The organism is Campylobacter sp. MIT 12-5580, assembly GCF_005406235.1.
In the GTDB taxonomy this organism is placed as follows: Bacteria; Campylobacterota; Campylobacteria; order Campylobacterales; family Campylobacteraceae; genus Campylobacter_D.
In genome coordinates this window covers 20,179-40,035 of sequence record NZ_NXLK01000012.1, presented here as the reverse complement: position 1 = coordinate 40,035, position 19,857 = coordinate 20,179, and the positions used below count along the sequence as shown (strand labels likewise).

General features: G+C 34.2%; 19 protein-coding genes and 2 pseudogenes. 4 read left to right on the top strand and 17 right to left on the bottom strand.

Annotated elements, in window-relative coordinates:
- Both CQA38_RS09400 and CQA38_RS08950 read left to right on the top strand, forming a co-directional pair.
- Positions 1–154, top strand: a pseudogene (locus tag CQA38_RS09400) (chemotaxis protein); the annotation flags it as partial.
- Positions 154–417, top strand: coding sequence for a hypothetical protein (locus CQA38_RS08950; protein WP_137633657.1), 264 nt, complete (start codon positions 154–156; stop codon positions 415–417). The pseudogene CQA38_RS09400 and the gene CQA38_RS08950, both read left to right, overlap by 1 nt.
- Before the next feature lie 41 nt (positions 418–458).
- Here CQA38_RS08950 and moaA read toward each other — a convergent pair whose 3' ends face one another.
- From moaA to mqnP, 4 genes are read right to left on the bottom strand one after another with little or no spacing between them, the layout of a single operon-like run.
- Positions 459–1,421: a GTP 3',8-cyclase MoaA gene (moaA, locus tag CQA38_RS08945; protein ID WP_137633656.1), complete on the bottom strand. Its 963-nt coding sequence runs from the start codon at positions 1,419–1,421 to the stop codon at positions 459–461.
- Positions 1,421–1,936, bottom strand: coding sequence for a hypothetical protein (locus CQA38_RS08940; RefSeq protein ID WP_137633655.1), 516 nt, complete (start codon positions 1,934–1,936; stop codon positions 1,421–1,423). Before CQA38_RS08940 ends, moaA begins: the two co-directional genes overlap by 1 nt.
- Positions 1,929–2,423, bottom strand: coding sequence for a hypothetical protein (locus CQA38_RS08935; RefSeq protein ID WP_137633654.1), 495 nt, complete (start codon positions 2,421–2,423; stop codon positions 1,929–1,931). The genes CQA38_RS08940 and CQA38_RS08935 overlap by 8 nt, the downstream gene beginning before the upstream one ends.
- Positions 2,417–3,289 carry a menaquinone biosynthesis prenyltransferase MqnP gene (mqnP, locus tag CQA38_RS08930; RefSeq protein WP_137633653.1) on the bottom strand — a complete coding sequence of 291 codons (873 nt, stop codon included), beginning with the start codon at positions 3,287–3,289 and terminating at the stop codon, positions 2,417–2,419. The genes CQA38_RS08935 and mqnP overlap by 7 nt, the downstream gene beginning before the upstream one ends.
- A gap of 72 nt (positions 3,290–3,361) precedes the next feature.
- Here mqnP and miaA point away from each other — a divergent pair, with 72 nt between their 5' ends.
- A complete protein-coding gene (gene miaA / locus CQA38_RS08925) occupies positions 3,362–4,237 on the top strand; it encodes a tRNA (adenosine(37)-N6)-dimethylallyltransferase MiaA (RefSeq protein WP_137633652.1) in 876 nt (291 codons plus the stop codon).
- Between the two features lie 13 nt (positions 4,238–4,250).
- Here the strand turns inward: miaA and CQA38_RS08920 are convergent.
- The 8 genes and pseudogenes from CQA38_RS08920 to rplU all read right to left on the bottom strand — a co-directional run.
- Positions 4,251–5,381 (bottom strand): annotated as a pseudogene (locus CQA38_RS08920) (glycosyltransferase family 8 protein); the annotation flags it as partial.
- 31 nt (positions 5,382–5,412) lie between these two features.
- Positions 5,413–5,538, bottom strand: coding sequence for a hypothetical protein (locus CQA38_RS09440; RefSeq protein ID WP_283202100.1), 126 nt, complete (start codon positions 5,536–5,538; stop codon positions 5,413–5,415).
- 21 nt (positions 5,539–5,559) lie between these two features.
- Positions 5,560–7,923 carry a flagellar protein gene (locus CQA38_RS08915; protein WP_137633650.1) on the bottom strand — a complete coding sequence of 788 codons (2,364 nt, stop codon included), beginning with the start codon at positions 7,921–7,923 and terminating at the stop codon, positions 5,560–5,562.
- Between the two features lie 43 nt (positions 7,924–7,966).
- Positions 7,967–8,677 carry a hypothetical protein gene (locus tag CQA38_RS08910; RefSeq protein ID WP_137633649.1) on the bottom strand — a complete coding sequence of 237 codons (711 nt, stop codon included), beginning with the start codon at positions 8,675–8,677 and terminating at the stop codon, positions 7,967–7,969.
- A gap of 99 nt (positions 8,678–8,776) precedes the next feature.
- The gene (gene recO, locus CQA38_RS08905; protein ID WP_137633648.1) at positions 8,777–9,394 is read right to left on the bottom strand and encodes a recombination protein RecO; all 618 of its coding nucleotides are present in this window, start codon (positions 9,392–9,394) and stop codon (positions 8,777–8,779) included.
- 2 nt (positions 9,395–9,396) lie between these two features.
- A complete protein-coding gene (gene obgE / locus CQA38_RS08900) occupies positions 9,397–10,422 on the bottom strand; it encodes a GTPase ObgE (RefSeq protein WP_137633647.1) in 1,026 nt (341 codons plus the stop codon).
- A 68-nt stretch (positions 10,423–10,490) separates the two neighbouring features.
- Positions 10,491–10,745 carry a 50S ribosomal protein L27 gene (gene rpmA / locus CQA38_RS08895; RefSeq protein WP_002800974.1) on the bottom strand — a complete coding sequence of 85 codons (255 nt, stop codon included), beginning with the start codon at positions 10,743–10,745 and terminating at the stop codon, positions 10,491–10,493.
- A gap of 10 nt (positions 10,746–10,755) precedes the next feature.
- Positions 10,756–11,064 carry a 50S ribosomal protein L21 gene (gene rplU, locus CQA38_RS08890; protein ID WP_137633646.1) on the bottom strand — a complete coding sequence of 103 codons (309 nt, stop codon included), beginning with the start codon at positions 11,062–11,064 and terminating at the stop codon, positions 10,756–10,758.
- Positions 11,065–11,365: 301 nt separating this feature from the next.
- Between rplU and CQA38_RS08885 the strand changes: the two genes are divergently transcribed.
- Positions 11,366–13,258 carry a DUF342 domain-containing protein gene (locus CQA38_RS08885; RefSeq protein WP_137633645.1) on the top strand — a complete coding sequence of 631 codons (1,893 nt, stop codon included), beginning with the start codon at positions 11,366–11,368 and terminating at the stop codon, positions 13,256–13,258.
- Between the two features lie 13 nt (positions 13,259–13,271).
- On the opposite strand, the gene CQA38_RS08880 is transcribed toward CQA38_RS08885, so the two are convergent.
- From CQA38_RS08880 to CQA38_RS08860, 5 genes are all read right to left on the bottom strand, one after another.
- Positions 13,272–14,528 (bottom strand): DUF2920 family protein, encoded by a 1,257-nt coding sequence (locus tag CQA38_RS08880; RefSeq protein ID WP_137633644.1) that lies wholly within the window; start codon positions 14,526–14,528, stop codon positions 13,272–13,274.
- A gap of 156 nt (positions 14,529–14,684) precedes the next feature.
- Positions 14,685–16,109, bottom strand: coding sequence for an anaerobic C4-dicarboxylate transporter (locus tag CQA38_RS08875; RefSeq protein ID WP_137633643.1), 1,425 nt, complete (start codon positions 16,107–16,109; stop codon positions 14,685–14,687).
- Between the two features lie 9 nt (positions 16,110–16,118).
- Complete coding sequence (gene aspA / locus CQA38_RS08870) at positions 16,119–17,525, bottom strand: aspartate ammonia-lyase (RefSeq protein ID WP_137633642.1); 1,407 nt, start codon at positions 17,523–17,525, stop codon at positions 16,119–16,121.
- A 243-nt stretch (positions 17,526–17,768) separates the two neighbouring features.
- Positions 17,769–18,269, bottom strand: coding sequence for an ankyrin repeat domain-containing protein (locus CQA38_RS08865; protein WP_137633660.1), 501 nt, complete (start codon positions 18,267–18,269; stop codon positions 17,769–17,771).
- A gap of 111 nt (positions 18,270–18,380) precedes the next feature.
- The gene (locus CQA38_RS08860) at positions 18,381–19,802 is read right to left on the bottom strand and encodes a catalase (RefSeq protein ID WP_137633641.1); all 1,422 of its coding nucleotides are present in this window, start codon (positions 19,800–19,802) and stop codon (positions 18,381–18,383) included.
- Between the last annotated feature and the right edge of the window lie 55 nt (positions 19,803–19,857).

The following is a 19,857-nucleotide window of genomic DNA, read 5'->3' as shown; positions in this document are numbered from 1 at the left end:
TGCAGGTATTACTCAAATCAATGAAAGTGTAGCTCATATAGAAAGTGTAACTCAAGATAATGTGAAGATTGCTAATGATAGTTCTGTGATTTCTGATACTGTTAATAGTATTGCAAAAAATATTCTTGAAGATGCTCGGAAGAAGAAGTTTTAATGAAAATTTATGAAGTTTTAAATCAAAATAAAAGAGGCATGGGGTATTTTAGAAGCTCTTGGAATATACACGCTTTTATACAGATGAGTTATACAAGTGGAATTTATACACTATATGAGGTGCGTGATACAGAGCTTTTCAAAAGCCCTTTTGAATTTAGTCAAGAAGATATTGACGCGAGTGATTGGCAAGTAGATAATCTTTGCGCCTTAGAATCAAAACTTTTAAGCATACAAGAAGCAAACAAAAACAAAGCTTCTTGATTCATTCCTCGTAAGATAACACAAAACAAGTAGCTATAAACTTAGCCTCCAGTTTGATAAAAAGCCCTTGTTGAGCGTTCGTTATCTTTAATGCTCCATTTGTTCTTTTCTGGCTTGTTTTCAATCACGCTTTGAAGTATCTTACTTGCTGCGTCTATATCGCCTTGTTTTACAGCCTTTCTTATGCTTAAAGCCTCATCAAAATAAAGACAAGGCACAAGCAAGCCATCAGCCGTCAAGCGGATACGATTGCAAGTATCGCAAAACTCATGACTATGTGGATCGATGATGCCAAAGGTATAATCATCTGCTTTGTATAAGCTTACCGGAGCATTTAAACTTTTTTCTAGGGCTTGTATTGCATACTTTTGACTGATAAGATTTAAAATTTCATCTGCTTTTAAGCCTTGAAGCTGTCCGTAAGCGTGGGTATTTTCCATAAATTCTATAAAGCGAATTTGGATATTTTTAGCCTTTGCAAACTCGAGCAAATCACATATTTCATCATCATTAAGCCCTTTTAAAGCAACGCAGTTAAGCTTGACTAAAAAGCCCTCACTTAAAGCAGCGTTAATGCCTTGCATAACATCTTTTAAAATGTCTTTTTGAGAAATTTTTATAAGTTTTTTTGCATGAAGAGAGTCTAAAGAGATATTTACCCTTTTTAGTCCAGCTTCTTTTAAAAGCTTTGCTTGATTTTGAAGCAAAAAGCCATTTGTAGTTAAGGCTAGATCAATGCTATTTTTGTACTCAAAAATCATTTTTATAAATTTGTGTAAATCTTTTCTTAAAAGTGGCTCACCCCCTGTGATCCTAATCTTTCTCACCCCAGCATCAATGGCAACTTTAACAAATAAAAAAAGCTCATCAAAACTAAGTAAATTTTCATTAATCTTTTCATCAAAAGGGATTTTTGGCATACAATACAAACAGCGAAAATTGCAATTTTGCGTTACTGAAATGCGTAAATAATCAATCACCCTATCATAACGATCAACAAGCATTAATCAACCATCTTTTTCATCTTTAGCGTAAATTCAACGCTTCCTGTGGGAATTCTTAAATCTTTTGAGATTTGTTCTATACTTTTGCCTTCCTTAAACAAATCAACGATTTTTTGCTCTTCGTTTTCATAATTTGGCGTAAGCTTTGAGATATTTTGCGTTTTTTGCTCAAGATGAGAGAGTCTATTTTCTTGCTCATTTTGAAACTCTTCTATCACGCTTTCAAAGCCCTTCAAGCTCTTGAGTATAGGCACGATCTTGCTATTGACTTCTTTATTAAGCAAAAGATTGATCTCATCTTTTAAATCATCTGAATTTTGTAAATTTACACTTTGTATATCAGCTTTTGCCTCAAGTTCTTTGCGTAAATAGTGCATATTTTTACTCAGCTCTTCCACTGCTTTTTCAAGCTTTATAATCTTAAGTGAATTTTCCTTGTCCTTGATAAAAATATAAGCCACTAAGGCAATTTGTAAAATCACTATAAAAATGAGATAAAGTAACTCATCACTCATTTTCTTTTCCTTTCATTTCTTTGATAAGCTCTCTTTGTGTCTGTGCCACAAAAGCATCATAAAGTGTTTTATCTTCACTTTTGATCTTAATAATACTCGCCGTTTTTTCATCTAAAGCCTTGATGAAAAAGGCTATCTCTTTGTTATTTATCTTTAATCTAGCATAATATACTTGATTTTGAACTAAATTTGTGTCTAAAAATTCAAGATTTTCATAATGCACGCCTGAAATATGAGCTTTATTTTGAAGCGCGATTAAAAGCTGCTTGTCTTTTAACTCAAGTCTTGCTATATCTTCTTTTATGCTAATAAGCATATCAAAAAGCAATTCTTCACTTTCGCTCAATTCTATTTTTTGGGCAAGTTTTTTAAATCTCATAATTTGAGCGTTTGAATTAAGACTGATAAATTCTTCATTAAAACGCATATCATCAAGAGTACTTTCTTCAAATTCAATTCTTAAAGCTGTTTTAAAAAAACTTACCATATCAAATCAACCCAAATAAAAATTAAAAAAATGATACTTAAATATCCATTTAAAGTAAAAAAAGCCCTATCAATATGAGCAAAATTCTTACGCACAATCTTTTGCTCGAAAAACAAAATCACCGCACAAACAAGCACCCCAAAAAAAGCCACAAAAGAAAGTCCAGCCTGCCAAGCAAACAAAAACCAAAACAACACTGCCAAAAAATGGCAAAATGCCGAAGCAAACAAAGTCGCCTTTGTGCCAAATTTAGACGGCACAGAATGAAGCCCTTTAAGCTTATCATACTCCATATCTTGCAAGCTATAAAGCAGATCAAACCCGGCCGTCCAAAACATCACCCCAAGACACAAAATCACACTATAAAGCTCTATCTTACCAAGCACAATCACACTTCCAGCAATAGGTGCAAGTCCCAAACAAAAACCTAAAACCAAGTGAGCCAAAGATGAAAAACGTTTAAAAGTCGAATACAAGCCAAGTATAAGCAATATAGGAAAAGAAAGCACAAAAGCTAGGGTATTGATAAAAAAAGACGCTAGCACAAAAACAAAGGCATTAAGCAAGATAAAGCCCAGCACGCTTTTTCTATCTATCTTGCCACTGATATTTGGGCGATCTTTGCAACGAGGATTATCCTTATCAATATCCTCATCTAAAAAGCGGTTCATCGCCATAGCAAAATTTCTTGCACTCACCGCACAGATTATGCCTAAAAATAGCACCTTAAAGCCAAACCAAACGCTTTGAGTTTCAAGCTTTGAAGCTACCATCATAGAAATAAACAAAAAAGGTAAAGCAAAGATAGAATGCTTAAAAACAACAAGCTCTAAAAGAGTGTTAAGTTTTGTATAAAATGTTTTCATTATTTTTACTCTTTAGTAAATTTTTGTTATGATTTTACTAAAAAAACTTTAAATTTAAGGAAAAACTCGCTTATGTTTTTTGAATTTGCACTCATTGGCTGCACAGCTTGTGGTAAAAGCGAGCTTGCTTCAAGGCTAGCTGCTGAATTTAACGCCTTTATCTTGAGTCTTGATAGCTTGTGTGTGTATAAAGAGATCAATATCGCTTCGGCTAAGCCTGATGATACACAGCTTATTGATTATTTTGGGATCGATCTTTTAAGCGTAGATGAAGCCTTTAATGTGGCTTTGTTTTTCAAAGAGTATGAAAGAGCTAAAAACGCAGCTTTAAAGGCAAATAAGCCTCTTATTATCGTGGGTGGGACGAGTTTTTACTTAAAGGCTTTAATGAGTGGCTTAAGTAAAGAGGTGCCTGCGCTTTTGCATTATGAGCTTGATAATGAAGCCATTTACACCCTTGTAAAACGTATAGATAAAGAAGTAAAGATAGAAAAAAACGATACTTATCGCTTAAGAAAATGGCTTGATATTTATGAGTTTAGCAAAGAGGTACCAAGTGAATTTTTAAAACGCACCTTAAAGCCAGCTTTGATTAAAAAGCTTGATATCTTTGAGCTGGTGTGTGATAAAGAGCTTTTAAGACAAAGGATAGCCAAAAGAACAAAGGCTATGCTTGAAAAGGGCTTGCTTGAAGAGGCGAGGTATTTATTTACGCATTTTGATACAAGTTTAAAGCCTTTAAATTCCATAGGCTTAAAAGAGTGTAAAGCTTATCTTGATGGTGAAATTTCACTTCATGAGCTTGAAACACTCATCACAACGCACACAGCCCAGCTTGCTAAACGACAAAGAACTTTTAACAAAGGTTTTGATAAGTTTAGCCTTGAGCAAAGCAAGGCGTATGATGAGCTTCAAGGTTTTATGCAAGCAAAATTAAACCAAATGTAAAACCTTACAAAATTTACTCTTCTTTAAGCTTATTGAGCCCATATTTTCTTACTCTAAGCTGAGTGCGGTAAGCCTGATATGGCAAAGAAAGCATTTTTCCTTCTTTCCTTCGCCAATATGCCTTAAAAGCTATCTTTCTTAGCTCAAAACCAAGATTGTGTTCTTCAAGTTTTCTTTTTTTCAAGCCTGTTTTATCGTGTTCGTATCTTTTAATCGCTTGAAAAATCACAAAAGGCATTTGAAGATAACCCAAGAAAGACTTTGTACATTGTATCATCAAAAAAGCGATTTCATCAGTATAAGGCTCTTGAAGCTCTAAAGCTTCTTGTAAATTTTTATATTCAGCATAAAGTTCGTCTTTAAAAATCGGTGTTTGTAAGGCATATCGCCACCATATCTCGCCTAAAAACTCGCCTTTTTCATTGATATAATTATGTGGTGCAAACCAAGCCTTATGCTCGTTTGTAAAGTGTAAAATGATAGGATTTTTTAAAGCAAAATTAAGCTCTTTTCGCGAGTAATCCACATCAAATTTCTTTCTTTCATCATTTGCTCTAACAAAAGAATATGAATGCACGAAGATATTGTATTCATAAGGAAGCTTAAGCACCTTTTGTCCTTGCACCAAAGCATTTAATATATCTTGATCATGGGCTTTTAAATCATAATTTGGCATAAGTTCTAGGCATTTTTGCTCCAGATTTTCTTTCCTAAATTCCTCAAGATTAATTAACATACAACCACCATTAAAATAAGTCTTGCAAAAGGCTATATCTTTATACTCTAAGTTTAAGCTTTTTAAAATTCTCTTGCTCTGTGTTCTCTCATCATAAACAGCTGCTAAAACTTTATCTTGTAAATCTAAAGCAAATAAAGCCCTTAAATCTCCCAAAACAAGCATATCCACATCAAGATACAAACAAGTTTTAACACTTGTATCTAAAAGAGAAGCAAGTTTGAGCCGAAAATAAGTCGTATGATTTGCCCCAAGTTTTGGCAAGTCCTTAAAAATGCTATCATCAAGCTGATGAATGTGTATAGAGCAAGGATAAAGGGCACTTAACTCTTTTTCAAGAGCATAAAAGCGATCTATGGTGTTTTGGCTAAAATCATTTGTAAGTATGTGAAAGTGATATTTGAGTTTTTCTTGTGAATTTAAATTATCATCAAATGCTTTATAAGTTAAAGCCCCCCCCCCACTCGCTTACATTGTTAGTCTTGGTGTTTTTGATGATAGAATATATCATCACCGCTGTGTATTTTGCATACTTTTCGTCTGAATTAAAAACGATGTGAAACATTGTTTCTCCTTTGTTAAAGTGTTAATTTGTATTTAAAATATTCATTTTTTCACGGCATAAATTCTGCCAATTCGAACTTGTATTAATATCAAGGCATTGTGTAAGGCTTGTTCTTTGGGCATTTAAATTTTGTGTTTTTTCAAAAATTTCAGCTTGTATATAAAAAGCCCTTGCTCTTTGTTCAGCATCTAAGTTAAGCTTTATCAAATCCGTTAAAACAGCCAAAGCTTCACTAAAATTTCCACTTTTGTTTAAAGCATCAAGATACATAAACTCAAGCTCTGGACTATATACATTTACCCCTTTTAAATTTTGAAAATCAATTGCCTTTGGTGCATAATGAAGTATGCTCGTAGTGAGGTTTTGCTCATTACAATAAAGTAAAAACTCATGATATAGCTCAACCATTTTAAAGTTCATCTCAAAACGTTCAAGAGCTTCAAGACTCTTAATCGCGGCATTATAATCATCTTGTCTAAGCTGGGCTAAAAATTTAAAATAATACGCATTAAACCGCTCTTCATCGCTTTTCATCGTCCTTGAATCAATCACGCCATTTGCCAAAGCGATAGTATTTGCATAATTTTTAGCATTAAGCTCTAATTCGCTTTTTTCCAAATCATAATAAATGCTGTCTTCTTGCCTATTTTTGTCAATATATTCTTCAGCTAAAGAAACTTGTAAATTTCTTTTTAAGCACGCGAGCATAGCTTTTTTGTTATTGATTTTCTGTCCTATTTCATACTCTTTATAGGCTTGAAAAAGGCTTGTTGCCTCAGAGCAATTATCCACCCTTAAGTCTTCATTGAGCCTTGAAATAGCCGCTCTTTCAAGCAAATTTTTCATCTCAGGGTTATTGTATCGTTCTATCTCATCTTTATAATCAAGCACGGCTTGGGTATTGTTCTCATCAAAATACAATTTTACATCATAAAGAAGAGCTTTAGCAGCGATTTCATTAGCGTATTCTTTCATCAAGCTTTGATATTTTTCGTGTAAAAAGCTTGAATTTCCATCTTTTAAATCAAAAAAGATTCGATCCGCTGCTTCTTTTACTAAAGCCAAATGCTCCCCATCGCCAAATTCATCTGTATATAAGTCAAGATAACGCTTGGCTTTTTGATATTCATTTGTTTTACTTAGCGCAAGGGCAAGGTTTTTAAGCACTTCTTCGTATTCTTCATCGCTTCTATTTAAGCTATTAAATACTCTTTCATAAATCATCGCACTTATTTGAGGATTGTTTTTATCATACAAAAGCTTTGCAAGCTCTAAAGAAAGGGCTTTATTTTGGATAAAAGAATTTGCATTTGCGTTTGTAATGGTGTTGATAAGATTTAAGGCTTGATTTGTATCATCTGCGATAAGTGCAAGTCTAGCTAAAGAAAGCCCAGCTCTTGCGGCTATATCAACATTTTGTGTTCTGTAATAAAGATCATTAAAGATAATTTGGGCTTTTGCTCTATCACCAAGATTAAGCAAATAATCTGCATAATCAAGCAAAGCAAGCTGAGCAAAGTAATTCTCAGGGTATTCATTGCTTAAAATTTCAACCACATATTCCATATTTGCTCGCTGTTCTAGTGCCATATACGCTCGCATCATAATATATGAAATTTCTGGAAAATTTCTATCACTAGTAAAGGTTCTGCTCCATTCTTTAGCATCCTCTACCATTTGCTCAAGCTGATTTTGGTTTCTAAAGTCTGGAGTGTAAGTATAAAGCTGATTTTGCGCTCTAAGCTTATATAAGATAAACTCGTTCATAAAAATACTGCCTTGATAACGTTCAATCGCATTACTTGCATCAGTGATAACTTGAGTGTAATTTTGTTTTTCATACTCTTCTTTTATGCGTAAAAAGGTATTTATATCAGCACTTTGAGGGATAAGCACAGGGTTTGAGTTTAAGTCTAAAGCTCCTACAAAAGGCGTTTGTAAATTAGAAAAATTAATATCAAAGTCAAGTCCATCATGATCTTTAAAATACGCTATCTCATCAGAAAAAACAAAGGTAAAACTTGTAGAATTTGTATCGCTATTATCACTTAAAACTACATTTTCATCATAAATTTTTTGAGACAAATTAAACATTTTTGATGGAATTTTAGCTTGTATAAAAATTTGAGTGAGCTGATTTGTTTTTGTAAAATTAAGATCAAAAAAATCAAAACTTTGATTATCAAGTCTTGTTTCAACTACTCCTAAAATTTCACATTCATAATGCTTTAAATCCCCTTCTTCAAATTCTTTACAAGTAAAGTTTTCATCATTTTTTAAATGAAGCACGCCAAAGGGGTTGTTATTATCACTACCTCTGTTTAAAACGATTTCAAAAGAAAAAAGAGCAGAAAAACTCAGTAAAAATATACATAAAATTCTCATAAAATAATTATATCCATAAAAAATAAATTTAAACACCAAAGCCTTATATCTTTGTAAGTTTTACACGCACAAAATCATAGCCCTTTGTATCAAAGTCTAAAAAAGCGATGATTGTATTTAAACTCTCATCGCATACAAGCTTACTCTCAAGCTTGAAAAGTTCGCTTTCTATGAGAATATTTGCCTTATCATTTATCTTAGCAATTTGTGAAAATTGTTGAGAGCAATGCAAAAATTTATCCTTATTTTTCAAACGAAAAAGCACTAAACCATCATAATTATCAAGCTCTTTTAAATGCCTAAATGTGTCTTGCACTAAAAGCTCTTCTTCGCTCTCATCGCTAAAAGCGAATTTAAGCTTAAATTTATGAGCCAAAAAAGCGCAAAAAAATAAGATATTTTCATAATCCTTATGTTCTTTTAAATTTGTATCAATGATGAGAAATTCAGCCTCGTTTAAAAAGTCTAAAATTTCAACAGCTTCTTCTTCACCCAAACAACTCTCAGCACTCAAATACCCCTCATCAAGCATATCAAACTCATCACTACCAAGCCTTGCTAAAAGCGCTAAAACAAAGGCTGTGCTGGCAATCTCACATTTAAAAAATCGGGCTTTAAAATCACTATCATGCAAACAAGAAACATAGTAATTTTCGCTATTTTCAAGCTTTTTGCATAAATTTGCATGTCTTTTGCTCGCTAAGTCCAAAAAACACAAAGCTTTTTTGCCGACTTCATAAACAACGCTTTTCATTATTTTACCCTTATCAGTATGAGTGTGAATTTTTTGTCAATTGTAGCGATTTTTAGCTTAAATTGAAGTTTTTATCATCAATTTTTATTTATAAAAACCCTAAAATCCCTCTTTGATAAGCATATAAAGCTCTTTAATCTCCTCATCATCAAAAACCGAGCAATTTTTATGCGTAAAAAAGTCTTTAAGCTTATTTTTATCAAAACTAAAACTCAAAGCATGGGCTTTGTGAGCTGGTAAAAAACCTCTTATGAGCGTTACTTCATCTTCATTTATCAGCTCATCACAAGCAAAACAATAAAAATCCTTATGAAGCCTGCCCTCAAATTCAAGCAAATTTGCATAAGCATCAACAATAACACGAAATGGATTTTGTCTTTCAAAACGTCTTGAGCTTTCATCAAGCAAATCAAAATAAAATGAATCAAGTGCTTCAATATCTTTTAAGTGTTTATAAAAAAGTCGTATAAATTCCTGCCAAATAAACATTTTATCGCGACTCATAATCCACTTAAAACCAAGATGAAGCGTATCTTTAAGGCGAGGCAAAAAGCTTGGATTTTCTTCTAATTCAAAATCTATCTTATAGCCACTTAAAATACTTGAATGTCTTAAACCATAAAAACGATATGCCTTAATCACAGCCCTTTGACTTAACACATAAACGATTAAGTCTTCATCTTTTACGCGTTGGGTATGAAGGATAAAGCCTTGCATTATTACACACGAGTGATTTGTTTAAAAAGTTCATTTTTAAGCTCACTTAGCCCAAGACTTTGCAAGCTTGAAACCTTGATGATAAAACATTCTGGATTTTTAAGTGTTTTAAGATAAGCTTTTAGCTCATTAAAAGCGACTTCAAATTTTTCTTTTAACTCAGGCATAAGTTCTATACTATCACTTTTTGAGATCATAATGCCAAATTTTCTTTCATAAAGCTTTGATGAAAATTTTTCAAGCTCTTTGCTTAAAGCCTCAAACTGCTCTTTTAAACTTAACTCACGCAAAGGATCAAGCACAAAAAGCAAAAAAGAAGTGCGTTCTATATGCTTTAAAAACTCAAGTCCCAAGCCCCTGCCCTCACTTGCCCCTTCTATGATGCCTGGTATATCAGCCATAACAAAGCTATCATATTCGCCAACTTGAACCAAACCTAACTTTGGTGTGAGTGTGGTAAATTCATAATTTGCAATTTGTGGCTTTGCATTTGAGATCACACTTATAAGTGTTGATTTGCCAACATTTGGAAAGCCTACAAGTCCAACATCAGCGATAAGCTTAAGTTCTAAACGCGCCTTTAAGCTTTGCCCCTTAATACCAGCTTGAGCATAATCTGGACGTTGATTTGTCGCATTTTTAAAATGCGTATTGCCAAGCCCACCTTTACCACCCTTGAGTAATATTTTTTGCTCTAAGTGGGTTGTCATATCAAGTAGAACTTCTCCACTTTCATCATCGATGATCTGCGTGCCAGCAGGCACTGAAATCTCAAGATTTGCTCCACTTTTGCCATTGCGGTTGCGTTTATCGCCGTTTTGTCCATTTTGTGCGCTAAGTTCTTTTTTGCCCTTAAAATTAGCTAAGGTATGAGCGTTGTTATTACACACGATAACCACATCGCCGCCCTTGCCACCATCACCGCCATCAGGACCGCCTAAGGGCACATGTTTTTCACGGCGAAAGCTTACTGCTCCTTTGCCACCATTTCCAGAGCTAAGGACTAATTTTACACTATCAATAAACATAGCAAAAGCCTTTAAATTTAAAAAAGAAGTTAATAAAAGAGTTTTTAGAGGATAAATCCTCTAAAAAATTAAGCAGGATATACAGAAACTTTTTTTCTATCTTTGTCTTTTCTTTCAAATTTCACAAAACCATCAATCAAAGCGAAGATAGTGTGATCTTTACCCATACCTACATTGTTGCCAGCGTGAGTTGCTGTGCCTCTTTGGCGAATGATGATATTGCCAGCTCGGACAAATTCACCACCAAATTTTTTAACACCTAAACGACGACCTATGGAGTCGCGGTTATTTTGAGTTGAGCCTTGACCTTTCTTGTGTGCCATATTTTACTCCTTAGCCTTTGATTTCTTTTACTCTAACGCGTGTGAATTGTCTTCTAAAGCCTCTTTTTAGCTTTGAATCTTTTCTGCGTCTTTTTTTGTAAATCACGACTTTTTTATCTTTGCCGTGATTAATCACTTCTAAAACAACTTTTGCACCAGCTAGCAAAGGCGCACCTACCTTGAGTTCTTTATCACTGAGCGCAAGCACTTCTGTGACTTCAATACTGCTTTTTTCTTCGGCTTCAAAACGATCAAGTTTTAGCTCATCGCCAACGCTTACTCGGTATTGCTTGCCGCTGTGTTTGATGATCGCATACATCAATACTTCTCCTTTTTCTTGGGTAAGTTAATGTTAAGCACCGAAAATTCGGATTTAAAAAGCTTAGACATTTCATAAAAAAGAACTAATTATACATTTTTTTGTTGAATTTTAGGTTAAAGATAAAAAATAAAATCTTTATTTTTAAAAAAAGAAGTGTTGAGTTTTTGCCACTTAAATGAGCTTATTTTAAGTTTTAAGCTCAAAATAATTATTTTTAATTTATAATCAAATATATGTGAAAAAATACAATTAATCAATAATTGTTAAATATCAAATAAACTTAGTTTTGGAGTTACAAATGAGTTCGCAAATTCTTACGAGCTTTGTATCAAAAACACCGGTTTTTGACTATGAGGCATATCTTAAAAAAAATACACTTGATCCACAAGAGCATTCATTTAAGGTGCTTAATTTTACGACTTTTTATACAGAATCAAACGATGGCTTGTCCATCGAGCTTAAAAGCACGCAGCTTAATGTCTTTGAAAGCGATAGCTTTTTTATAAATGAAAAATTAAATATTTATCAAACCTATGAAATTGCAGTGATTCAAAAAGCTCCGCCTCGTTTTGAGCTTGAGCTTAAACATGATGAGCAATTTATCAATATCCAAGCCATAATCAAGCAAGATACGCACCTTGAGTATTATGATGAGTTGTATGAGGATATTTTGCAAGAAATTTATCGTCAAATGATTGAACTTAACTTACTTATAGGTATTCGTGCTTTTGCACTGCATTCTTTGATTAAAGACTTTGTAGAGCAAGTAAGTATGGGAATTTGTATGATTAATGATGCTGTGATTGAAGTAGCAAGAGGTATTGAAAAGATTGATGATAAACCAGATGAGCTTATCATGCATTTTCGCCAAATTTTAGATGAGAAAAAAGCCCACTTTGAATCAGATTTTGAAAAAGGTGATTTAGCTGCAACTTTAAATAAGGGTGATTTAACACTTGAATACAAAAAAGTTCGCACAGGGATTGATGGTAAAAATATCAAAAATCAAGTCATCAAACGCAAAGTCGAGCTAGCAAAATGTCGTCCAAAAATCAATGAGCAAAATTTCGAAGTAGAAGAAAATGATAAAATCATCAAATATTTTGCAAAAATCGATGGTTTTATGCAAAATAAAGACTTAAATTTTGATATTAGCAACGAAATCACTTCAGATAAAAAGCTTAGTCTAAAAAGTTCAGGCTCCGTAAAAGCAAGTGAAGGTGAAGAGGTTAATATCAACTTAACTATGGCAAATCGCTTTGATGATGGTATAGATTCAGGCATCACAGTAGAAGCTCAAATCATCAATCTTAACGGCTCAGTAGCCGAAAATGCTATAGTTAAAGCCAATAAAAGGCTTGATATCAAAGGACAAATCCACTCAAAAGCAAAAATTTATGCAAAACATGCAAGAATTTTTAATCTCAAAGGTTTTTTGCGTGCTGAAGTGGCGATAGTTGATACCTTAGAACGCGGTATTTTAGAAGCAAAAACAGCCTTTGTAAAAAATGCGATCAACGCGAAAATTTATGCTGAAAATGTCTATATTGAAAATCTCGCTAGCACAAATGAAATTCATTTCTTAAACAACTGCTTTATCAAAGAATGTTGCGGCGATACAAATAAATTTATCGTTGATGCCCTTGACTTTAAGCAGATTAATGATGCTTTAACAAGAGGAAAGAAAAAACTTCAAGAACTAGAAGAGTGTGAAAAGATTTGCAAAAGCCTCCAAGAAAGTTATAAGCTTATCAGCCCAAATATGCAAAATATACTTTTATCTTACAAAGCTATGAAAGACGCTCACCAAGAGCCACCAAAAAGCTTTACAGATCAAATCATTCGTTTTAGAAATTTAGTCAATAAAATAAAAGAAGTCGAACAAAAACTTACAAATAAACAAAAAGTAGAAAATGAAGTAAAAGAACAAATCAACAAAATAAACAATATCATCAATCAAGCAAAAGTCTTTAATCAAAGCGGTTTGTGGAGTAGAGATTATAATGAAATCCGCTTTGTTTTTACAGAAGGTGATGTTATCACAAGAGCTATTGATGCGCAAAGTGATTTATTTAAGATCGCTTTGCATGAGAAAAAAGTATGTTTTACTCATAAAAGCCAAGAAGAAAACAAAGAATTTGAGGCTTTAAAAGAGCTTGAAACAGAGCTTATAAAAGAATTTGACTCATAAACTTTTTGTAAATTTAATCATGCCTAAAAAGCTCTAACTCAAATTGCCCCCCCCCATGAGCTTCTTTAAAAAGATAATCAAGCTTTTCGCCCTTATAAAGAATTTCTCTTGGTGTATTTTTAGAAAGTTTGCGTTTTTTTAAAGCAAGTAAAGTGGGTAATTCTTTTTGTATCAGCATTTTTAAAGACATACCCATGCCGTGTTTTAAGCTTTTGATAAAAGTCCCATCAACTTCGCTTTCATCTTTGATAATGTGAAGCGAGCCTTTAAAATCAAGCTCTTTTAAAAGCTCAAACATTTGTTCTTTATTTTGGGCTGAATCAAGTTCATCTTGTATGCTATGATAACTGATATAATAAGGCTTTGGATAGTTTGCTTGAGTGCGTAAATGGGCTTCATTAAAGATATCTCGTATATGATGATGGTCGCTTGAAAAATAATATTTTGAATTTGTATCAAGCGAAAAAGGTGTCTTTGTAACACAGCACAATACAACATGCTCAAAAAATTCACCAGCTTGAAATTCACACTCTTTAATATAATCTACATCCCTTCCAAGCCCAAAAAGACGCATTTGTGGCTTTACATAAGCTGAATTTTCTAAAACACCATCGATAAGCCAAGGAGCAAATTTAGCCGCAAGCAAAGCAAGATACCCGCCATGAGATGAACCAAACATAATCGTTTTATAATCTTTTTCAAGTATAAAAGGTGGATTTTTTTTGATAAATTGCAAAACATTAAGTATATCCATAGCTTGTAAAACACCAAAATTTAAGTATTCGTTGCGAGCTGGCTGCACGCTAATGCTTATACCGATCTTTGTGCCTTTTTTGTAAAAGCCTCTGTTTTGTCTTTCTTGTATAGCGTTATTGAGTATAGCGCAGGCTTGATATGTTTCTTGCTGACTCAGATCATGTGGTGGAAAAAAATTATCTGCAAAGTTGATATTAAGACCTTCGCCTACTCGTAGATAAATTTCCTTATCTTTTGCGTCCATAACAAAAGTCGCTCCATTTTGCGGACGAAGTCCTATATTGTTGTAACTTACTCGTATCACAGCGACTTGGTATTCTTTGACTAAAAATTCAGCCAAATGATCTTGATAGCTTTGATTGTTATCCTCACCCAAACCAGCGATAAGAAAAAACAAAGCCTTAACCGGTTTTTCATCATCAAAATCAAGCTTAAACTCAAGCGGATTTTCTCTTTTTAACTCAAGCTCCTTATCCTCGCTTGCTGGTATGCTTAAATTTTTTTTATTAAACATGCTTCTTCCTTAATCATAAAGCTAAATTGATAAAAAGTATATAATGATTATGCTTCATTTTGTTTGAATTTAAAACAATAAAAGCTTATTTTTGTGATAAAAGAGTATGATTTTATGATAAAACAAGCTCACCATAAAGGCGAACTTGTAAAAAAATTAAAAAAGTGGAGCGACTAAAAATCCTAGAGCTACACTTAAAGCGATAGCTAAGGTTCCAGGGATTAAGAAAGCATGGTTAAATACATATTTTCCTATCCTTGTTGAACCTGTATCGTCCATTTGCACCGCACCAAGTAAGGTTGGATAAGTAGGAAGCACAAAAAGTGCTGAAACTGCAGCAAAAGAAGCTACAAGTATGTATGAGTTTGCAGCAACGCTTCCATCGCTTGTTGCTGAGATAGAAAGAGCAGCAACTATAGTAGGCACGATAGCCTTAGCTGTAGCTGCTTGAGAGTATAAAAGCATACTTGCAAAGAAAAAGGCTACAGCTACAAGGAAAGGTAATTTTGTCGCCAAATCCCCAGCTATATCTTGAATTTGACCTTTATAGCCAGCCACAAAAGTATCTCCAAGCCAAGCTACACCAAGCACGCACACGCAAGCTACCATACCTGATTTAAACACGCTTTGTTCAAAAATCTTTGCGGTGTTGATTTTACAAAAGATCACAATTAAAGCCGCAATGCTTAGCATAAAGCTCATAATCGCACCATCTCTTGGCAAGCGCACAGGATCAATATAGCTTTTTACAAATTCAGCCAAAGCGCTTAAAGAACTACCCTCAGCAATAAGCATATTTACATAATCAAGCATAGGCTTACGCACTACATCTGAAATTGTTGTTGCATAAAACACCACACAAAGCACTCCAAGCAAGAAAATAAGCACTGAAAGTTTAGCGCCAGGTTTTACTTCAGTATGAATTGCTCCTGTACTTGCTTTGATAAGCCCATTTTTAAGTCTTTCTTGATACACTTCATCTTTGCTTAGATCAAGATCAGTGATTTTAGAAATAATAAAAGCTGTAAGCATACAACCCACAAAAGTTGTTGGTATCCAAATTCCTAAAAGCAAAGGATAGCTCCAGCCTAAAGGCTCTAAAACCCCTGTCATATATACAACAGCAGCTGAAACTGGGCTTGCTGTGATAGCGATTTGACTTGAAACAACGGCTATGCTTAGAGGAGCTGAAGGCTTGATATTTTGTTCTTTTGCTACCTCAACGATAACTGGTATCATAGAAAAAGCTGTGTGTCCTGTGCCCGCTAAAAGTGTTAAAACATAAGTCACGGTTGGAGCAAGATAGTTGATATACTTTGGATTTGAACGTAATATCTTTTCAGCTACTTGCACGAGATAATCAAGCCCACCAGCAAGCTGCATAGCTGAAATAGCTGCAATGACGCTCATAATGATTAAGATAACATCCCAAGGGATATTACCTACTTTCATACCAAGTATAAGCGTAAGCACGACTACGCCAAGCCCACCAGCAAAGCCTATGCCTATGCCTCCAAGGCGAACGCCTAAGAAAATGGCACCAAGCAAAACGATGATTTGAAGTATGAGTAAAATATCCATAACTTTCCCCTATTTTTTCGCTGTCATGTGAGGATTAAGCATATTTGCTGGAGTTAAAATTTCATCAAGCTTTTCTTTGCTTAAAAGTCCTCTTTCAAGGGCTAGATCATAGACTCTTTTACCTGTATTTAGAGCTTCTTTAGCTATGGAAGCTGAGTTTTCATAGCCTATGTAAGGATTTAAAGCTGTTACTATGCCTATGGAGTTATACACAAAATCAGAGCAGATTTTTTCATTAGCTGTAACACCATCTATACATTTATCAGCCAAAGTTTTCATCGCTTTTTCAAGCATAACTATAGAATTAAAAAGGCTATAAGCGATAACTGGCTCAAAAACATTAAGCTGAAGCTGTCCGCCTTCGCTTGCAAAGGTTACGCTTACATCAGCTCCTATTACGTAAAAGCATACTTGATTTACAACTTCTGGGATAACTGGATTTACTTTACCCGGCATGATAGAGCTGCCTGGTTGCATTTTTGGCAAGTTAATTTCATTAAGCCCGCATTTTGGACCAGAGCTTAATAATCTTAAGTCATTACATACCTTAGAAAGTTTAGTAGCCACTCTTTTAAGCACGCCTGAAATTTGTACATAAGCGCCTGTATCTTGAGTCGCTTCGATCAAATCATCAGCTACTTTGTATTCAAAGCCAGTAATTTCTCTTAATTTCTTCTCAACCACTTTTGGATAATCAGGATGTGAGTTTATACCTGTGCCTATAGCTGTTCCGCCAAGATTGATCTCTAAAACAAGCTTTCTTGCTTCTAAAACGCGTTCTATATCCTCGCCTATCATTACCGCAAAGGTTTGAAATTCGCGCCCTAAAGTCATAGGCACAGCATCTTGAAGCTGAGTTCGTCCCATTTTAAGCACATCTTTAAATTCAATTGCCTTTCTTTCATAAGCTTTTTTAAGATGCTCCATAGCCTTAGCCAAATCACTTAAATAATCATGCAAAGCCATTCTAAGTGCTGTTGGATACGCATCGTTTGTGCTTTGAGAGAGATTTACATGATCATTTGGGTGAAGGTATTGATACTCACCTTTTTTGTGTCCTAAAATTTCTAAAGCAATATTTGCAATGACTTCATTTGCGTTCATATTCGTGCTTGTTCCAGCTCCACCTTGAAACATATCAACGACAAATTGATCGTAGTATCCGCCCTCTAAAATTTTATCACAAGCTTTAATGATAGCCCCTTCTTTTTCTTTGTCTAAAAGTCCTAATTCGCAGTTTGCCATAGCTGCTGCTTTTTTAACCCTTGCCATAGTGCGTATAAAACGAGGGAAATTTTTGAGTCTATCATGAGAAATATTAAAATTCTCCATTGCTCTAAAGGTTTGCACCCCATAATACACATCGTCACTGATCTCAAGCTCACCGATGAAATCGTGTTCTTTACGTGTTGCCATCTTGTTTCTCCTTAAGTTAAGAATAAAATCTAAAGACCAATTAGTCTTTACAAGAAGCAATATAAACTAAAAATATTTAAATAAATATTAAATCATTATTTAATATTTAAAGATAAATAAGATATTGTTACTTTTTGTAAATACACACTTTCATATTCAGTGCAAGATAAAAAACAAAATGTAACAAAAGATAAGTATAAATGCGGATTATAAGAAAAAATTTATTTTTAATAGTCTAGAATTTTAGGCAAACTTGTTTCTTTTTGAAATTTTATTTGCTTTTTTGAAAAGAGACAAAAACCAAAGTAAAAGTCTTCTGCTTGCGCTCATCTTTGTTTGCTCGGCAAAATACTGCGCAATATCAGCTCGTGCAAACATTAAAGCAAAAGAAAAAGGTGTCATGCCTAAGCCATTGTTTTCATTGATATTTGCTCCATGCTCCACTAAAAGCTTAGCCATATCAAAATAACCCTTAAAGCATACACCAGCTAAGGGCGTTTGTCCGCGATCGTTTTTCTCATCAACTCTTGCTCCATACTTTAAAAGCATTTTTGCAGTCGCTAAGGCGTTGTGATAGCTTGCGAGCATTAAAAGACTATCGCCTTTGTGGTTTTTTAAATTTGCACTTAAGCCAGCTTCTATCATAGTTTTGAGGTTTTCGCATTCATCATTTCTGGCAAAATTAAACGCCATAGCACAAAGTTCTTCGTAACGTTTTTCTTCTTCTTGAGTTAAATTTTGTATCATTGTAACTTCCTTATGTTGCATAAACTTAAAACTGCCAACTCCAAGGAGCGTCAAGTTGGCAGTTTTAAGTTTATAAATGCGTAAAGCCAAAAGACTTTACGCTTAAGATTAACCAAGAGCTTTTTTTACTCCAGCAGCATACTCAGGGCTGATTTTTTCAAAATGCCCTAAAGCTCTTTGAATGATTGCCTTATCAACACCTTCCATAGAAGCAGCTATGTTATTAAAGAGCTGATTTTTTTGATCAGCGTTCATAAGATCAAACAAAGCCCTTGGCTGAGTGTAAAAATCCTCATCAAGTGGGGCATATCTTTGTGCATTGCCATTAAGCTCAAGATCAGGCTCAAGATAAGACTTATCTTCTTTTGGGCTGTAATCATAGCTATTTGGTTCATAATACGCTGCTTTGTTTTTGTAAGTATCACTATTCATCGCACCAGCGACATTATAGGTATTTACTTCGCTTTTTGCAGCATTTACCGGTAAAAGATGATAATTTGTGCCTATGCGGTAGCGTTGTGCGTCTGGATAGCTAAAAATCCTACCTTGAAGCATTTTATCAGGGCTAAAACTAATTCCCGGGACTATATTTGACGGCGAAAACGCAGCTTGCTCAACTTCATTGAAGTAATTATCCACATTGCGGTTAAGCACCATTTCACCCACATCGATAAGTGGCACATCTTTATGAGACCATACTTTAGTAAGATCAAAAGGATTAAAGCCTAACTTTTCAGCATCTTTCTCGCTTAAAATTTGAATTTTAAAGCTCCATTTTGGAAAATCACCTTTTTCTATACTTTCAACCAAATCTCTTTGATGACTTTCTCTATCCTTAGCGATAAGTGCTTCTGCCTCAGCATTTGTAAGGTTTTTTATACCTTGTTTGGTTTTAAAGTGGAATTTCACCCAAAATCGTTCGCCTTTATCATTAATAAGGCTATAAGTATGACTTCCAAAGCCGTGCATATGGCGATAACTTGCCGGAATTCCTCTATCACTCATCAAAATCGTAACTTGATGAAGGCTTTCAGGACTTAAACTCCAAAAATCCCAAGCTGCGTTTGCACTTCTTAAATGTGTGCGTGGATCTCTTTTTTGTGTGTGGATAAAATCTGGGAATTTATATGGATCGCGTATAAAAAAAGTTGGGGTATTGTTGCCTACTAAATCCCAATTTCCCTCTTTTGTGTAAAATTTGATCGCAAATCCTCTCACATCTCTTTCAGCATCAGCAGCTCCAGCCTCACCAGCAACGGTTGAAAAGCGAATGATAAGAGGGGTTTTTTCACCTTTTTGAAGCACTTTTGCTTTAGTATATCGTGAAATATCTTCTGTGATAACAAGCTCACCATAAGCTGCACTTCCTTTGGCATGAACTGTTCTTTCTGGAATTCTTTCTCTATTTTGATGAGCAAGTTTTTCAAGCAAGATATAATCTTGCAACAAAAGCGGTCCTTTTGCACCAGCACTGAGTGAGTTTTGATTATCAGCAACGATATTGCCGAAGTCATTTGTAAGTTTTTTCATTTAACTTCTCCTAAATAATAAATTTTATTGATTGATAAATTATATCTATAATAAC